The organism is Fangia hongkongensis FSC776 = DSM 21703, assembly GCF_000379445.1.
Taxonomy (GTDB): Bacteria; Pseudomonadota; Gammaproteobacteria; order Francisellales; family Francisellaceae; genus Fangia; species Fangia hongkongensis.
The window spans coordinates 1-15,860 of sequence record NZ_KB902271.1 but is presented as its reverse complement, the minus strand read 5'-3'; the positions used below and the strand labels follow the sequence as shown (position 1 = coordinate 15,860).

General features: G+C 37.0%; 18 protein-coding genes. 8 read left to right on the top strand and 10 right to left on the bottom strand.

Annotated features, from left to right (window positions below):
* Positions 1–161 precede the first annotated feature (161 nt).
* From A37Q_RS0110715 to glsA, 3 genes are all read left to right on the top strand, one after another.
* A complete protein-coding gene (locus A37Q_RS0110715; RefSeq protein ID WP_018300270.1) occupies positions 162–383 on the top strand; it encodes a ribbon-helix-helix domain-containing protein in 222 nt (73 codons plus the stop codon).
* A complete protein-coding gene (locus A37Q_RS0110710; RefSeq protein ID WP_018300269.1) occupies positions 370–708 on the top strand; it encodes a type II toxin-antitoxin system PemK/MazF family toxin in 339 nt (112 codons plus the stop codon). Before A37Q_RS0110715 ends, A37Q_RS0110710 begins: the two co-directional genes overlap by 14 nt.
* 191 nt (positions 709–899) lie before the next feature.
* Positions 900–2,129: a glutaminase A gene (gene glsA, locus A37Q_RS15300; RefSeq protein WP_169710300.1), complete on the top strand. Its 1,230-nt coding sequence runs from the start codon at positions 900–902 to the stop codon at positions 2,127–2,129.
* Positions 2,130–2,151: 22 nt separating this feature from the next.
* On the opposite strand, the gene A37Q_RS0110700 is transcribed toward glsA, so the two are convergent.
* Positions 2,152–3,411, bottom strand: a complete 1,260-nt coding sequence (locus A37Q_RS0110700; RefSeq protein WP_018300267.1) for a sensor histidine kinase — start codon at positions 3,409–3,411, stop codon at positions 2,152–2,154.
* A gap of 1 nt (position 3,412) precedes the next feature.
* Positions 3,413–4,141 carry a response regulator transcription factor gene (locus A37Q_RS15295; protein WP_018300266.1) on the bottom strand — a complete coding sequence of 243 codons (729 nt, stop codon included), beginning with the start codon at positions 4,139–4,141 and terminating at the stop codon, positions 3,413–3,415.
* 171 nt (positions 4,142–4,312) lie between these two features.
* On the opposite strand from A37Q_RS15295, the gene A37Q_RS0110690 reads away from it, so the two are divergent.
* Together A37Q_RS0110690 and A37Q_RS0110685 are read left to right on the top strand one after the other, a co-directional pair.
* Positions 4,313–5,074 (top strand): hypothetical protein, encoded by a 762-nt coding sequence (locus A37Q_RS0110690; protein ID WP_018300265.1) that lies wholly within the window; start codon positions 4,313–4,315, stop codon positions 5,072–5,074.
* Between the two features lie 24 nt (positions 5,075–5,098).
* Complete coding sequence (locus tag A37Q_RS0110685; RefSeq protein ID WP_018300264.1) at positions 5,099–5,848, top strand: hypothetical protein; 750 nt, start codon at positions 5,099–5,101, stop codon at positions 5,846–5,848.
* Here A37Q_RS0110685 and A37Q_RS0110680 read toward each other — a convergent pair.
* From A37Q_RS0110680 to ftsY, 8 genes are all read right to left on the bottom strand, one after another.
* Positions 5,843–6,973, bottom strand: coding sequence for a hypothetical protein (locus A37Q_RS0110680; RefSeq protein ID WP_018300263.1), 1,131 nt, complete (start codon positions 6,971–6,973; stop codon positions 5,843–5,845). The genes A37Q_RS0110685 and A37Q_RS0110680 overlap by 6 nt on opposite strands.
* Complete coding sequence (locus tag A37Q_RS0110675) at positions 6,954–8,204, bottom strand: sensor histidine kinase (protein WP_018300262.1); 1,251 nt, start codon at positions 8,202–8,204, stop codon at positions 6,954–6,956. The genes A37Q_RS0110680 and A37Q_RS0110675 overlap by 20 nt, the downstream gene beginning before the upstream one ends.
* Positions 8,194–8,892: a response regulator transcription factor gene (locus A37Q_RS0110670; RefSeq protein WP_018300261.1), complete on the bottom strand. Its 699-nt coding sequence runs from the start codon at positions 8,890–8,892 to the stop codon at positions 8,194–8,196. Before A37Q_RS0110670 ends, A37Q_RS0110675 begins: the two co-directional genes overlap by 11 nt.
* 235 nt (positions 8,893–9,127) lie before the next feature.
* On the bottom strand, positions 9,128–10,003 hold the full coding sequence (locus A37Q_RS0110660; RefSeq protein ID WP_018300259.1) for a hypothetical protein: 876 nt from the start codon (positions 10,001–10,003) through the stop codon (positions 9,128–9,130).
* A gap of 38 nt (positions 10,004–10,041) precedes the next feature.
* The gene (locus A37Q_RS0110655) at positions 10,042–10,524 is read right to left on the bottom strand and encodes a GNAT family N-acetyltransferase (protein WP_018300258.1); all 483 of its coding nucleotides are present in this window, start codon (positions 10,522–10,524) and stop codon (positions 10,042–10,044) included.
* Entirely contained in the window at positions 10,517–10,834 is a 318-nt protein-coding gene (locus tag A37Q_RS0110650; RefSeq protein ID WP_018300257.1) for a hypothetical protein, read from the bottom strand. The genes A37Q_RS0110655 and A37Q_RS0110650 overlap by 8 nt, the downstream gene beginning before the upstream one ends.
* Positions 10,835–10,867: 33 nt before the next feature.
* Positions 10,868–11,962 (bottom strand): DSD1 family PLP-dependent enzyme, encoded by a 1,095-nt coding sequence (locus A37Q_RS0110645; RefSeq protein ID WP_018300256.1) that lies wholly within the window; start codon positions 11,960–11,962, stop codon positions 10,868–10,870.
* A gap of 17 nt (positions 11,963–11,979) precedes the next feature.
* A complete protein-coding gene (ftsY, locus tag A37Q_RS15290) occupies positions 11,980–13,035 on the bottom strand; it encodes a signal recognition particle-docking protein FtsY (RefSeq protein ID WP_234393893.1) in 1,056 nt (351 codons plus the stop codon).
* 304 nt (positions 13,036–13,339) lie between these two features.
* On the opposite strand from ftsY, the gene A37Q_RS0110635 reads away from it, so the two are divergent.
* The 3 genes from A37Q_RS0110635 (at position 13,340) to A37Q_RS0110625 (ending at position 15,594) form a co-directional block, all read left to right on the top strand.
* Complete coding sequence (locus A37Q_RS0110635) at positions 13,340–14,047, top strand: DUF3750 domain-containing protein (RefSeq protein WP_018300254.1); 708 nt, start codon at positions 13,340–13,342, stop codon at positions 14,045–14,047.
* A gap of 69 nt (positions 14,048–14,116) precedes the next feature.
* Positions 14,117–15,118, top strand: coding sequence for a UDP-glucose 4-epimerase GalE (gene galE / locus A37Q_RS0110630; protein ID WP_018300253.1), 1,002 nt, complete (start codon positions 14,117–14,119; stop codon positions 15,116–15,118).
* Between the two features lie 212 nt (positions 15,119–15,330).
* Positions 15,331–15,594 (top strand): hypothetical protein, encoded by a 264-nt coding sequence (locus A37Q_RS0110625; RefSeq protein ID WP_018300252.1) that lies wholly within the window; start codon positions 15,331–15,333, stop codon positions 15,592–15,594.
* Positions 15,595–15,860 lie beyond the last annotated feature (266 nt).

Below are 15,860 nucleotides of genomic sequence, written 5' to 3'. Positions count from 1 at the left end.
AATAAAAATTTATATCTAAGAAAGGCTAATGTCAACATATAAATATTATTTTATGTGTTTGGTTGTAATGGCTGCATTTTTTGCTAAATGGTAATTTGACAATAGTAGTAAATTTATTCATACTTTTAATATGATTTTTATGCGGTATTAGGTGTAATAATATGAGTGTTGAAAGATTAACAATATCTATTCCATCAACTCAGTTTGAGTTTCTGGAGGAGTATGGAAAAGTGATACAAAAGGGGAAATCCAAGGTGATTCAAGAGGCATTAAAACTTTTGCAAGAAAAGCACCTAGAGCAATGTTATAAAATGGCAAATAGTGAAATTGAGAAGGGCTTTGAGTCAACAGCGAATGATGGGTTGAGTGATGAAGCGTGGTGATATTTATTATTTAAACCTTGATCCCACTATAGGTAAAGAGATTAAAAAAATACGACCAGCTCTTATTGTTAGCAATAATGCAAACAATAAATTTTCAGAGACTATTACAGTTGTGCCGATTACTTCAAATATAAAAAAGGTATATCCATTTGAAGTTCTTCTTAAGAAAAGTGAATCTAGCTTGCCAAAAGACTCAAAAGCACAATGTCAGCAAATAAGAACTGTATCAATTGAACGGATAAGTGGAAAAATGGTTGGTCGCTTGAGTGATCTATTGATTAGCGAGATTAACGAAGCAATTAAGCTTCATTTGTCTTTAGAATGAAATAGCTAAAGAGCAGAGCCCAATCATCATGCGAAGAAAACATGCTTTAGATACAGTCAATAAAGCTTTTTTAAGATGTATTAGCATTTAAAACAGCTGCAAAAAAGCAGAACAAAGATACAATAATAGGGATTATAACGGTACAATAAAGCCATTTTAAAGAGTAAAGAAATTACATAATTATAACAATGGTGAGTCACACAAAATTAAAAGCGCTTTATCTGTGTTTTAATGAAAAATTTGGTAACCATATTACGGTATCTGGTATTAAACGGATTTTAACACAACATGGTTTTGGCAAGGGTAATCTAAAAGTAAGTTCATTGAAACAGGCGCTTGATGCACTCAATTTAGAGGCAAATGCAGCGATTGATTATGAGGCATTCTGCCAGATTTTTGCTAAAGAAGATTTAACCTTTTATGAAAAGCTGTGTAAAGGGGCGCTTGTTGTGCCTAGGTTTAAAGTTTTCACACAAGATATTGAGGCTATTTATCATCAATTGAAAACGGTAACCAAAGGGGCTGTTGCAAGTTATATTCCAGAGCTAAAACATGTTGAGAAGGATGCTTTTTCAATTTCTGTGTGCACGGTTGATGGTCAAAGCTTTCAAATTGGTGATAATAAGCGCTTTTGCATGCAGTCTATGATTAAGCCTGTGCTATATGCACTTGCATTAGAAGAAAAAGGGCTTAAGCATGTGCATAAACATGTTGGTAGAGAGCCAAGTGGACATGGCTTTAATGAGTTAACGCTAAATGCAGAAGGTTTGCCACATAATCCAATGATTAATGCAGGGGCAATCATGTCATGTTCGATGATTCAGGCAAAAAAAACGCCAGCAGCAAGGTTTAAATGTATTGTTGATGCATTAGAGCGCTTAAGCGCTAGTGACAAAATCACTTTTAACAATGCGGTGTATAACTCTGAAAAAGATACCGCTGATCGCAATTATGCTTTAGGTTATTTTATGCGTGAACATCAGGCATTTCCAAAAGGCACTGATTTACAAAGGACGCTAAATTTATATTTCCAAGCCTGCTCAATTGAGCTAAATGTTGAGATTTTAGCAAATATTGCGGCAAGCTTTGCTGGAGGGGGTAGAAATCCCATCACAAACACACAAGTATTTTTGCCTGAAACAGTCAAAAATTGCCTTTCATTGATGTATTCCTGTGGTATGTATGATTATTCAGGAGAATGGGCATTTTCCATTGGTTTGCCAGCAAAAAGTGGTGTATCGGGTGGTATTTATATTGTTATTCCAGGCGTGCTTGGTATGGCAATTTACTCACCGAGACTTGATAAGCTTGGCAACTCTTATCGTGGTATTGAAGTATGTAAAGCACTAGTTGAGGCCTATAGTGTGCACAATTTTGATAGTATTTTGCGTTGTGCTGGTAAATTGGATTTAAGCGTATAAGTATGCAAAAAGCTAAGATAGATTATTTAGTATGCCAATAAATATTGACTTCAAAACCAGAAGGGTGGCGGTTTGAAAAGATAACCTTTCCACCTGTTAAGCTAACAAGCTCGTGCACAATCGCAAGCCCAAGGCCATAGTGATTTTTATGCTGTGCCTTGTTGCGTGTGAAGCCGAGCTCTTGAAGCTTATTTAAATCGTCAGGTTTAACGCCTGGGCCATCATCATAAACAGTGAGTATAATGAGTTTTTTTCGTTGCTCAAGCTTAAGGTACACATTGCTAGCAAACCGAAGGGCATTATCAACAAGGTTTGTAACAATTCGACTCAGCACAGAGACGCTGCTATGAAGGACAACGGGTTTTTTAGACTCATTATAATGTAAGGGGTAGTCCTGATCTTGATAGTTTTCTTGTAAAGTTAGAAGAAGCAAATTTAAATCAACTTTTTTATCACTTTGCTTTGAGAGGGTTGCAAGCGTTAAAAAATCACTGATGGTTTGACTTAATAAGTCAATATCTGCAATGGTTTTATTTACCTCAGGCAGGTTGTCTGCTTCAAGTTTTTCCATGCGAAAGCGCATTCTTGATAATGGTGTTTTAAAATCATGTGCGATTGAGGATAAGAGCTCAGAGCGTGTGTTTGTCAGGTTTTGAATCCTAAGTTTAAGCTCCTGAAACAATGCATCTGGACCTGTTAGTATGCTAGCATAAAGTGCAGGGTCATTTGGAATGCCCAAGTTCTCAAGCATTTTTCGACTTAAATGAGTTAATCGGTACATGCGATAGGTGAGAAAGCAGGCAATAAGTAATAACAAGGCAATTAACAGTATGATGGCAAATTCAGCAGACATTGTTGAAAAAAAGTAATGATAGTTTTTGGTTACTCTGATATCAAGCCATAAGCCATTGCGTATAAATACCGAAAAATGGTGCTCTGCTTGATCATGGTGGACAATTTTTTCTTCTAAATCCAGCGCATTTTTAATGGTATAATCGGGGGTATATTTTGGCTTAGAAGATAGAGCAAGATTCAAGGTGATTCGTTGAATTTTAAGTTTTGAGAAGTGTTTGTTATCAAAGGTAACTAAAAAGTTCTTTAAATCTTCATCTTCACCGTATTTAATAATCTTTGCAATTTCCCATGCGATCTTATGGTGTAGCTCTTCATGGACATCGCGCTCAATTTCATCAAAGGCCGAATAGAAGAGATAGAATATACTGAAGATACTCAGAAGAATAAAAATAAGTAAGAGGATAAGCGAGTGATATTTGCGCTGCATATTATACCTGCTTTTTCTGTACAGGTGCGTTTAGAATATAACCCTGACCATGTTGTGTTAAAAGCAGTGTGGGCTTTTTGGGGTTCTTCTCTATTTTTTTACGCAATATCCCCACGCGGACATCAATAGAGCGGTCATAGACATCGCGCTGTTTATGTTTGGATGCATCTAATAAAAAATCACGAGACAAAATTCTATTTGGATGTTCTAAAAAAGTTTTAAGTAGTTGTGCATCTGCGGTAGATAGTGGCACTTCAGTATCACTACTGTGAAGCATGGAGTCTCTTGTGTCAAACTCCCAGCGTTCAAAAGCGTATACCAGATCATTAAGTTGCATCTCTGGACTACGAAGCCTTCTATGAATAGCCTCTATTCTCGCAATAAGTTCATGTGTGTTAAACGGCTTAACCAGAAAGTCATCAACGCCTGATTTAAAGGCAAAAAGCCTTTCGTGTACATCTTCTGATGCAGTGATCATAATAACTGGAATGTTTGAAATTTGGCGTATTTGCTGACACAGTTGAATACCGTCGGTTTCTGGCAGCATTAAATCTAAAATGACAGCGTCAAATTTTTTACGTTGAATCGTTTGTAATACATGTTGTGTATGATTTAGCGCAGTTGAGTCTATATTAAAACGAATTTTAAGCGTGCTTTGTAGGCTTTCGGTGATGCCGATATCATCATCTACAATCAGCACATGTTGGATAGGGGTTCTTGAATCTATCATAGTTTATTGTCCGCATTTTTTTCCTTCTCTACGTATTATATAAGCATAGCGGCTCGAAAGTGTTAGTAATTTTATGAAGAATATACATAAAATTTTCATATCTACATAATTTCATTGCAAATCTTTTAGACACTTGAAAAGTAGTTTGTGTGAATTCAAGATGGGGGAAGGATGCACGATTATTTACAAAGTATAAATGCACAAAGTGAAAGTTTCTTGCAAATTATTAAGCCATTGATGTCAATAGGAATTCAATTTGTTGCAATCCATGAAATCTCAATTACGGGAGAGTTTCGTTATTTAAGTAGCAACCTTGAGTTTTCCGATGAGTATTTCAAAAACAAAATGGCAAAAAAATCAAATTTGTGGTTATGTCCAAGCTTATTTACCAAATCAAATGATCAAAGCCGCTATAGTTTTAGTACTGCCCAACTGAGCAATTTTTCTGATGAGTACGTTAACTACTTAAAGCAAAAAGCTTTGGGTGCTTATTACTACATAGAGTCGTTTAATAATAAAGTAAGAGTGTATAGTTTTTACTACAATCAAAAAGCGTCAAATCTTCAAAGGTATAATTCATTATTCACTTTCCCATTGATAGAGGCCTTTATCAGCGATCAGCAAAGCATGATTGAGCGTTTATTTAATCAGCTGGATAAAAAAAGAGTTAGCGCATGTGGCATCAGGATGAGTAATGATATTTCAAAAGAATACAAAGCATTTTTGGCACAGGGAAAACTTGGCAGACAAAAAGTTCGATCGTGTAAAATTCACCAGCTTATTTGCGAATTACCCACATTGAAATCTGTTGCTTATGAAGTTGGAAAAACTGAACGAACTATTCAAAAGTATGTCTCTGAATTAAAAGAACACTTTGAGGTAGGCTCACTGAAGCAGCTGAAACAGGTTTTGCATAATGAACTAGGCTATTAGCGATTAAAATTTAGGGGAGTGTGAATGGGGTTTTCTCGAGAAAAACTACAAAAGAGATTGTCTCTTTTGAATGTGGAGAATGTGTTAAAGATAACAAAGTTTCCAAATGGTTATCAAGTTGCATCTTTGAATATGTTAGATAAGCTTGATAATGCCTATCTGGGGCAGTTAGTGGAGCGTATTCATAAAAGCAGGATTACAGGCGTCTATTTATTTTCTGAATTAGTGGAGGCATTTGATTTATCATCAAACACATTAAATGAAAGTATTTATGTGATTCTAAATAATCGCTATCAGAATTTTTTACTTTATAAGTTCTATCTAAATCGGAGGTTAAACCACACGCTAAAGCTTTACTATCACTTCTCTCAGCTTGCTGATTTATGCTATAAGGAGGCAAATAGCTTTTATCAAATGAGAATGACACTAACAGCAAACCCGTTAGAGAGCGCTGTGGTAGAGCTACAAGATCAATATACTAATGAGGCACTAACTCATAATGTGGCAGGCTTTTTATACCAAAATGCATTGACCAATATGCACTTAATGAATCTGCCAAAGCATTATCATCAATGTTTATATTTGTTGTCACAGTATAAAAGTGTTGAGAGTATTGCGCTTGAAATGGATGTCAATAAGCGCAAGGTCTACTACTGGGTTTCGTATCTAAAAAGAAAATTTAACTGCTTTCATTTACAAGAATTGGTGGATTTTGCGCATACAATCTATCCAGTGTTATTCAAGCTATGTCGAGAGAATCAGTATATGCTATAAAAGGCGACTGACAAACTGTAGTGAAATCCAGATAAAAATATTACTCAATAAATAAAATACACTGAAGGTAAATACACGATTATTAGGAAATGCACTAAATAGACGATCAATACAGGCGGCAATGATAAAAGAGTAGCTGATCAAAGATAGAATCTCATAGGTAAAATAAAATAACTGAATGGTTAGTGTATTGGTGATGTCATAATAAGAGAGCCAATAAAATGCCCCTGAGATCAGGCAAGTCGCGATAAAAAAGAAGCCAATTGCAAGGTGCGTTCTTCTGGTTTGGGTCACAAGAACCCCAAATAAAATAAGAATGATAAAGGCTAAAATAATCACAATTGACATTTGGTAAATCGATAGTGGCTCGTAGGTTAGAATAAACCAGTGAATGTTTGCAGCATCGATAGAAATATAAAACACATAAATGATAATAACAAGGATAAGGAGTCTAACAAAGGCTTTGTAATGTTTTACCAAGTGAAAAATATTGATAAAAAGATGATCTGAGATGCGTTTTATTGGCCGCTTTAATGAGCGAGGGAAACTTGCTAAAAAAACTAAAAAAAGATTAATCGCACAAAAAATGCTTGAAACGATCAGCAAAGAGTGTGTGCTTAAATCTTCGGCCTCTAACACAACAAAACTAAGCTTAAAAGCAGTGGTAATAATGCTTGCTACGATTCCATTAATCAATGCAAGCATCAAAAATCGCCACTTTTTAGGCGTAATACGCCAGATGTTAATACACAAAAGTACAAAGGCTGCGTTATAGAGAGACATCGCAATAACAGAGAGCAGCATGACAAGAAAGGTTAAGAAAAAATAAAGTAATATCAAACTGACTAGTTGAATGCCAAATGTATAAAACAAAAGCTGTTTGTGGCTGACGCTTCCTGTCAGTGTATGCAAAAATGGCAAGATGAAAAAGCCCAGAGAATACAGGCTGACAATCATAAAAAACAGCGTGCTTTGATACAGATATAAATCATAATAAACATCATGAAGTGCGATTTCTCGGATGATGTAGATGGTGTAAAGCATAAAGCTCACAGCAGAGAGAAAAAGCGTCACAAAAAGCAAGAAAACATTCACCCAAGGATGTTTAGAGTAAGATGCAAACATCTAGTCCTCCTTCTGGGCGGTTGTAAAGTGTAATCGCTCCACCATGAATATCAATAACCTCTTTAGTGATTGAAAGACCAAGCCCATTGCCCTTTATGCTGGAGGAGCCAGTATAAAATGGATTAAAGACATTCTTAATTTCAGCTTTGGGGATGCCTGGCCCATCATCCATAATGTTAATTTGTAAATGTCTTGGTGCATTTGGGTTGTTAGTGAGAATAACCTCAACGTGCTTACCATGCTTAAGCGCATTGTTAATCAGGTTATTAATTGCGCGCTTGAATGCGGCTTTTTTAATGTCAATTTCAATATCCTCATCGAGCATATTAACAAAGCGGATCTGTCTTCCATCTTCAAGATAGGCACTAATACATTCCTCAAAAAAATCACTAATATTTGTGGGCTCAAATTGAATGCCACTTAGCCAGTTATCCTTAGAAAATAAGACTAAATCATCTAACATTTGGTTGATCTCTTTAATATCGCGTTGATCGAGCTTATCCAGTTTACCATATTCTTTTAATCTTCTGGCTTGCATTCTGGCAAGTGGGGTACGGATGTCATGACAAGTCATGGCAAGAAGCTTATTTTGATACTTTAATACATTAGTAATGCGCTCTTGCATAAAATCAAATGTCTCTGCAGCTTGTTTGGTAAAAAGTCCTTTGTGAATATGAATGGGGCTTGCCTGCATACGCATACCCATATCTTGTGCAAATCGCTGAAACTCAAAAAATGGCATACTCCATTTAATTTGGATCACAGCGATAAAAATAAGAACAAGTAGCACGATAATAACGATCCCAAAGGTTGCACTTAATGGAGTATTTAGCTGGTATTTTGAGTAATAGATAATATTTAGCCAGTTACCACTTTCGTTTAAATAGCTATCACAGCGGTGCACAGGCGTTTGTATTTGCTTTAATAGTGCTGAGATTCCAAGGGAGGTGCAGGCAGGCGAGTCTGAAAAAAATGCAAAGCGATCGGTTAAGTTATAATGTGAATCAGTGTTAATAAAGGTGCCAATATCAAATACCTTTAAACTCGAGAGTTGGGTGTTTGTGATACTGCTATAGCTTTGGATGGAGGATGACTTGGTGAAATTCACCCCTTGATAAATATAATAGCTGGTATAGATAAATTGAATAAGAATAATCGCAAAAGCAACGGCAAGGCCGATATTAAAAAGAAGCTTTTGTGCGCGAATAACCTTGCGTAGACTAACGTTCATCTTCTAAATTCATTAAATACCCAGAGCCTTTGATTGTCTGAATATAGCTATTTTTGTGACTAGGATCAATATCTAACATTTTTCTTAAGCGGCTAATACGTATATCAATGGTGCGATCAAATTCTTCAAAAGGGCGCTTAAGTAAATCTTCAAAGGTTTTTTGTCGTGATACAGCTTTGCCATTGTGGTGATATAAATATTCAAATAACTCAAACACGGCTGGGGTAAATTTAACCTCAGTTTCATCATTATAAGTAATCATTCGTTTACTGAGTGATATTTGCCAAAATTTTGTTTTTATGGTGCCTGAGCCCTGTGGGTGATTATTTTGATGGCGTCTTAATACCGCTTTGATTCTAACCAGCACTTCACGTGTTTCAAAAGGCTTGGTAATATAATCATCAGCGCCTACCTCAAGCCCTAAAATTCGATCAAAAGCCTCTCCAGCCGCAGAGAGGAAAATAACGGGGACATCAGAGGTTTTTCTAAGGGCTTTACAGACCTCTAAGCCATCAATTTCAGGCATCATGACATCTAATAATATCAGTGAGAAATTCTGTGTCTGAAACTCATCTAAAAATGTGTGTCCACTGTTATAGACTACCGTCTGATAGCAGTTTCTCTCTAAATAGGCAGAAATCCCATCAGCAATATCACGATCATCATCAATAATTGCAATTTTTTCCATAAGATAATAAGCTTGGTCAACTGGCTTCTATTAGTAATCATAGACTGGAATGAGAGAATATCAAAATTTATTATGGCGTGCTAGTCTTGATAAGCTGTGCTCTCTAGCGGCTTTCGTCATGGTTTGTTTTCTCTAAAGTGGCGTAAGTTTGAAAAGCCTGAAAACCAAGAGGTTGGTGCAGATGAAATGTATGAAACACCACCTTTGTTGCGCTAATGTTTTAATCTACCTAACATTAAATTTTAAGTGGCTCAGCGATAAAGTTTTTAGCTAACTCAATTCCTTTTTTAAATCCTTGATTATAAGCATCGCGCATACCTTGCTCTGTTGCTTTCGTATAATCAACCCCTATTTCCTTCAAATCAAAATCAGGGTAGATACAATAAACTTTTTTAGCTTGTACAGTTTCTTGGCTTAGTAAGGTTGTTTGAAACAAATCATTGTAACAATGCAATGGATCAGAAGAGATAACAATGATTGCTTCAAACTGATTTTGTTGTGCTAACTCTAAAGCAGGACATGAGCAAGTATAAGAACCATCAATAAAAGCTTTATCATTAACCCATGCAGGGGTTTTCCAAGCATGTAACATCCGTGTTGAAGCGTAAACAACCTCATTGAAATTATCAAACGTTAATGTTTCATTACTCGCATCTTCTTTTGAACTAAAGAGCACTTTTTGCAAGTTTTCTTTTACCCAGCTTGTATCTTTTTTTAATGCTTGTATTAATAACTTTCTACCTAGTTTTCTCGCGCCATTACCTTGTGTGAGTATCCTTGCTTCTTCAGTTATCACTTCACTAGTTGCAACGAGTAATTGAGCACAGTTGTTATTAAATATCACACTTTTGATAAGTTTTCCATAGTGATCAATACTATATAAAACGACATCACTCATATTAAGCTTTTCTGATTTTTGAGCAACATTTATCCAATAATCAACACCTATCTCCCGTGACTTTTTTACAGCAGCAAGTCCTCCTGAGAGTGTTGATGACGATGAGCATGCATAGGTGTTGGCATATATCCCTTTTTCTTCTAAAGCACTTAAAACACCATGAGCAAATACGCCTTTCAAGGTTCCTGATGCTATTGCAACTGCTATTTTCATTCGCTTATTCTCCATTTGTTAAAATATTCTAAGACAAATCAAGGGTTAATCTTCTCTAAAGTCACATAAGTTTGAAAAGCTTGAAAACCAAGAGATTGGTATAAATCAAATGCATGATAGTTTGTAACAGCAACGATAATAAGTCTTTTAAGTTTTAATTGCTCAAAAGCGAAATGGGCCGCGTAGCTAATAAGTGCTTTGGCAATGCCTCTATTTCGGTAATTACGATGAACACCAACAGCATTAAATCGACCAATGTCTCCATGCCAATGAATGCCCAAATCACCAACGGCGATCCCCTCTAAATAAGCCACAAAACGCATGGCCTTGTTTCTTTGGCAGAGGGCTTTATATTCTTTTACATGTGACAGTAGGAAATCCCGCTGCTCACGATCACTGCCATAGTGCCAATTGGCATCAAAGTGAATCTCACTGTAATCATCCCATGAATCAGTGGTTTTTCGTGGTGTGATAAGAAGGTTTAAATGACAGCTAAAGGGCTTAAATTGTGCTTTATCCATCGCTAAAGTGGGTCATTTCACACAGTTTAAAACCGGCTGTAATAAAAGCATCTGCATTTGGTTTAGTTTGCCGATCCCAACTAAAGGCATAATGCTGTAGTTTTTGGCTAGAGAATGCATGGTTAAAAGTGTCTATCCACCTTGCATAATCAACTGTTTGTGGCGCACTTGGGAATATAAGATAGTTTCCCCAGATAAAATCAGGGCGATGTTTTGTACAAATTTGAATAAAGCTGCCATGGTTTATAATGTTGGTAGTTTCAGTATACTCAATGAAGTTTGTTTTAATGGCAAGATTGGTTAATTCCATATACTGCTGTTCCTTGAGTCTTTCTTTCACTGATTATTGGCTTTTCCCTCGAAGATCAATCGGCCAGATATCAACCACAATATCATTTTCTATGATATAAAACTGATCAAAAAGATTAATGGTAGGATCGCAATGTGGAACAATCATCTCAACCACTTCGCCATTTTTAGGAAGGTTTTTGCCAGTGAGTTTACCATGTTCATCACCAAAATAGTCCCAGTCATAATAAAGTGCATTATGCGGTGCAATAACCTTTGGTTTTGTTGGGTCTTTATAGAGGGCTTTAAGTCCTGCATCAACTGTTACGTGTGTTGAGTGATTGTCACTAATGACTGTTGATAAAAGGGTCATCACAGGTAAAAAATGCGCTTGATTTTGTTCGATATCAAAATACTCTTTATCCATCACAGTATAAGATCCAGGTTGAATCTCATTGACACTTTCAAGTGTCAGATCAATGCTGTAGGTTCCTGTGCCAGAGCCGGTTTGTATTAAATCATTAACGCCTATTTGATCCATTAGTGCTTGTTTAATATTGCCAGCTTGATTGAGTAGTAACTTTGAGGCATTTTCACGCGCTTTAAATGTGTTAATATGCTGGAAGTGTCCTGCGTAGCATTGAATGCCTTTAAGGAATAGAAAATCAAGCTTGTGTGCATATAGCCCAAGCTCAAGCGCTTGATCAAATGTGCAGCCAGTTCTCCCAATACCTGAATCAATGTCGATAATCACATTGATGGGTTGGTTGATGGATTTCCCAAGTATGTTTAACTGATCAAGGTTTGCCTTGTTATCACTGACAATCATCGTATCAGCTTGTAGCTTATAGAGCTGAGCCAACTTCTCTAACTTCAACTGACTGACAACAGGTGAGGTAATAAGAATGCCTGTAATGTTGGATTTAGCTAATACTAAGGCTTCCGATACTTTGGTTGCACAAATCCCAATGGCACCTTCATTTAATTGCAGTTTGGCAAGTTTTGAGCATTTATGTGTTTTAGCATGAGGGCGGACATTTTTGCCATGCGCGCGCGCTTTATTCTGCATGGTGCGAATATTGTTAACAAGCTTATCTTTATCAATAATAAGTGCTGGAGTATCAAGCTTTGATTTATGTATCCCGATCATTAAGGGAATCCTTTTGTTTAGTTCTCTTTATCTTGTGTGAAAAGGGCATCGATAAAATCTTTTGATTGGAACGTGCGTAAATCATCTATTTTCTCACCGATGCCAATATAGCGAATAGGCGTTTTAAGGCGCTTAGCAATAGCAAAAATCACGCCACCTTTGGCTGTGCCATCCATTTTAGTTAAGGCAATTCCCGTAACAGGGATGGTTTTATTAAATTCCTCAGCCTGCATAATGGCATTTTGTCCGGTGCCAGCATCAAGTACAAGCATCACTTCATGTGGCGCACTTTGGTCTAGCTTCCCCATTACCCTTGCGACTTTTTTCAGCTCTTCCATTAGGTTGCTTTTTGTATGTAAACGTCCTGCGGTATCGGCAATGACAATATCAATGCCTCGAGACTTGGCCGCTTCAACAGCATCAAAAATAACAGAAGCGCTATCAGCGCCAGTATGTTGTGCAATAACAGGGATATTATTTCTATCTCCCCACACTTGAAGCTGTTCAACAGCCGCAGCTCTAAAAGTATCCCCAGCTGCTAAGATAACAGATTTGCCTTGCTGCTCAAATTGTTTAGCCAATTTGCCGATGGTGGTCGTTTTTCCAGCGCCGTTAATCCCAACCATTAAAATCACAAAAGGTTTTTTACTTGTATCAATGATAAGTGGCTGCTGGCAAGGTGTGATAATATCACTTAACTTCTCTTTTAGAAGTGAAGTTAAAGCATCCATGGTTTGTAGCTCATTGCGAGAGACTTTATTTCGAATGGCCTCCATGACCTCCTCAGTCGCTTCAATACCAACATCGGCGGTCAGAAGCTGCATTTCAATCTCATCAATAAGATCTTCATCGATGATTTTCTTTCCAAGAAGAAGCTCCCCAATGCCACCTGAGAGCTTAGAGCGTGTCTTTTTAAGACCAAACTTTAAGCGTGACAGTAAAGAGGTTTTCTCTTTTGGTGTTTCTGCTACTTCTTGATCATTAGAGGGTTGAGTGTCAGAAACTGGGGCTGTAAAACTTTCAGTTTCAGTTTCAGTTTCAGCTTCAGTTTCAGCTTCAGTTTCAAGATCCATCTTTCTTTGAGGTGCACTCGCTTCTGCTTCGATTAAATTAGCATCACTGTCATTCTCTTCATCGTGCGGCAGTTGCTCATCGATGAGTTCTTCAGTATTTATATTAACTTTTTCTTCTAGTTTATTATTACGTTTGAAACGTTTAAAAAGACCCATGTAGACAATCAATTTATTAACTTAACGGCATTGTGCATGATTCACTAAAAATTGGCAACTGTGATAAGAAGAAACTCGATTTGTTTTACTGAATATCGGCGTGATGATTGTTAAAATAGTAATAGTTTTAATGATAGAAGGTGCTCGGATGCTAAAATCTACATTGTTGATTATTATCGTACTTTTGCTCCTTTTAATGGGACCTATTTGGGTGCTTTGGAAGGGGAATTTAACACTTGGAAAATCCTATAAAGATGCCGATAGGACAAGTGCACATATGGTTGATTCATCAGCTTATCAAGATGAGTCGGTTGTGTTGTTATTTAAGGCAAGAGCATTTAATTGGCGCGGTATGTTTAGTGTGCATATGTGGCTATCGGTTAAAAAGAAAAATGCGCATCAATTTACCACCTATCAAGTGATTGGGTGGAATAAAAATAGAGGAAAACCCTATATCGATGTTTCATATGGCTCACCTGACAAAAAGTGGTTTGATCAGCGTCCTATCCTTGTAAAAGAGCTAACTGGGGTAAGTGCAGATAAGGCGATCAGTCAAATTGAAAGCGCAGTAAATCACTATCCCTATAAGGAGACATATCGGGCATGGCCAGGGCCAAATAGTAATACGTTTATTGATTATATCGTGCGTGATGTGCCAGCACTTTACGAGGCAATGCCACCAGAGGCTTTGGGTAAGGACTACATCAATCAATATACACTCACACAGTTTTCATTGTTTGGTTTGATCGGTTGGAAGATAAGCGCCAAAGGTGTTGTGTGGTCATTATTAGGGCTGAGTTTTGGTATCCGTTGGTCGCCATTTGAGCTGATCATTCCGGGGGTGGGACAAACTTAGATGCTTACAAGATTGAGTTTGCTATCTGAAATGGTATAGTGTTTTTAGATAAAATTAAGGTGTAAAAATATGATATTAATAACAGGTGGAACGGGCTTTATTGGTTCGCATACCGCTATTGAGCTTATTGAGGCTGGGCATAAGGTTGTCATCCTTGATAATTTATCCAACTCACATAAAAAAATGATTGATCGCATTGATGATATTACAGGCTATAAGCCCATTTTTGTTGAAGGAGATATTCGTGATGAAGCGATTTTAAAAGAAGTATTCTCTCAATATGACATCACTATGGTGATTCATTTTGCCTCCCTTAAAGCGGTGGGAGAAAGTGTCTCAAAGCCACTTGAGTATTATGATAATAATGTTGCTGGAAGCTTGAATTTACTTGAGGCAATGAAAGCGGCGAATGTTAAAAATATCGTCTTTAGCTCATCGGCAACCGTGTATGGTGATCCAAAAGAAATCCCCATTACCGAGAACTGTCCAATTGGCATGCCAACCAACCCTTATGGTCAATCAAAGGTGATGGTTGAGAAAATTCTGCAAGATCTTTCAAAAGCGGATAACACATGGTCGATTGCACTATTGCGTTATTTCAATCCAGTTGGCGCACATAGTTCAGGTTTGATTGGCGAGCTGCCAGGCGGGACACCAAATAACCTAATGCCTTATATTACTCAAGTTGCAAGTGGTAAATTAAAGGCGCTGTCTGTCTATGGGGATGATTATCCCACAGAAGATGGCACCGGTGTTCGAGATTATATTCATGTTGTTGATTTGGCAAAAGGGCATTTAAAAGCCTGTGATTATATTCACGATAAAAAAGGGGTGTATATTTGGAATTTAGGCACGGGGAAAGGTAACTCTGTGTTAGATGTCATCAAAACGTTTGAAAAGGAAACAGGGCAGAGCATTCCTTATAACATTACCGCAAGACGAGAAGGTGACATCGCGACATGCTATGCGGATTGTCAAAAGGCCAAAAAAGAGCTGAACTGGCAAGCTGAAAAGGATCTCAGTGATATGGTTAAAGATAGCTGGCGTTGGGAGGAGACACTACTGTCTTAACAAACAGTACCTGTTTCAACAAATAGAATACCTAGGTCATAATGGTATTTTTCCTCAATTGATCACCAAGAGCATAAGCTTCCAGTGGCTTTCTTCTAATCAATATCGAATTCTGAGAAATATTAATATATTTTTCTTGGCTTATTTAACAGACGCTTTCCATTAAGCCTTTGGCTTGTTGATATTCAATTAATATAAATGGAGGTTGTCTCATGTTAGATAATAGTAATAACACTATGATGTCAGAATCACGCTTTAAGTCTTCAGCAAATTTAATGAAAAATTATTATGATTTAGACAATGCATGGTTTGGTTTTTTTGCAGGTGGACAAGCATGGAGCGCTGGACAGTGGCAAGATTTTGTAGAAGCTGCATGGATATTATATAGGAATGTCTTTCGAAATAGCCTAGAGATCATATTATTAGGAGATACAAAAATCAGATCGGACAAAGACCTTTTAACTAGTCGCCCCTGAAAAATTCCTTAAAGCTATATAAGTAGTGTGTTAGCACTTGAAATTTCGCAAGCTAAATTGCAAGATTTATGGTATCAACCATGCAAAACCTTGCAATTTCATGCGTAATAAAGAGCAAAAATTCAAAGAAACCAAAGACCTATTCAAACCAGAATTATCAGAGCAAATTGATCTTTCTCATAAACTTTGCTTATTAGCTGATTTTATTGATTGGGAGAAGCTGGATGATTATCTATCAAACTGCTTTAGTGAACATTCAGGTCGTC

Excerpts from the sequence above, each read along its gene's own strand:
- A37Q_RS0110715 (WP_018300270.1), top strand. The coding sequence starts at position 162 with ATGAGTGTTGAAAGATTAACAATATCTATTCCATCAACTCAGTTTGAG.
- A37Q_RS0110710 (WP_018300269.1), top strand. The coding sequence starts at position 370 with ATGAAGCGTGGTGATATTTATTATTTAAACCTTGATCCCACTATAGGT.
- A37Q_RS0110700 (WP_018300267.1), bottom strand. The coding sequence starts at position 3,411 with ATGCAGCGCAAATATCACTCGCTTATCCTCTTACTTATTTTTATTCTT.
- A37Q_RS15295 (WP_018300266.1), bottom strand. The coding sequence starts at position 4,141 with ATGATAGATTCAAGAACCCCTATCCAACATGTGCTGATTGTAGATGAT.
- A37Q_RS0110690 (WP_018300265.1), top strand. The coding sequence starts at position 4,313 with ATGCACGATTATTTACAAAGTATAAATGCACAAAGTGAAAGTTTCTTG.
- A37Q_RS0110685 (WP_018300264.1), top strand. The coding sequence starts at position 5,099 with ATGGGGTTTTCTCGAGAAAAACTACAAAAGAGATTGTCTCTTTTGAAT.
- A37Q_RS0110680 (WP_018300263.1), bottom strand. The coding sequence starts at position 6,973 with ATGTTTGCATCTTACTCTAAACATCCTTGGGTGAATGTTTTCTTGCTT.
- A37Q_RS0110675 (WP_018300262.1), bottom strand. The coding sequence starts at position 8,204 with ATGAACGTTAGTCTACGCAAGGTTATTCGCGCACAAAAGCTTCTTTTT.
- A37Q_RS0110670 (WP_018300261.1), bottom strand. The coding sequence starts at position 8,892 with ATGGAAAAAATTGCAATTATTGATGATGATCGTGATATTGCTGATGGG.
- A37Q_RS0110660 (WP_018300259.1), bottom strand. The coding sequence starts at position 10,003 with ATGAAAATAGCAGTTGCAATAGCATCAGGAACCTTGAAAGGCGTATTT.
- A37Q_RS0110655 (WP_018300258.1), bottom strand. The coding sequence starts at position 10,524 with ATGGATAAAGCACAATTTAAGCCCTTTAGCTGTCATTTAAACCTTCTT.
- A37Q_RS0110650 (WP_018300257.1), bottom strand. The coding sequence starts at position 10,834 with ATGGAATTAACCAATCTTGCCATTAAAACAAACTTCATTGAGTATACT.
- A37Q_RS0110645 (WP_018300256.1), bottom strand. The coding sequence starts at position 11,962 with ATGATCGGGATACATAAATCAAAGCTTGATACTCCAGCACTTATTATT.
- ftsY (WP_234393893.1), bottom strand. The coding sequence starts at position 13,035 with ATGGATCTTGAAACTGAAGCTGAAACTGAAGCTGAAACTGAAACTGAA.
- A37Q_RS0110635 (WP_018300254.1), top strand. The coding sequence starts at position 13,340 with ATGCTAAAATCTACATTGTTGATTATTATCGTACTTTTGCTCCTTTTA.
- galE (WP_018300253.1), top strand. The coding sequence starts at position 14,117 with ATGATATTAATAACAGGTGGAACGGGCTTTATTGGTTCGCATACCGCT.
- A37Q_RS0110625 (WP_018300252.1), top strand. The coding sequence starts at position 15,331 with ATGTTAGATAATAGTAATAACACTATGATGTCAGAATCACGCTTTAAG.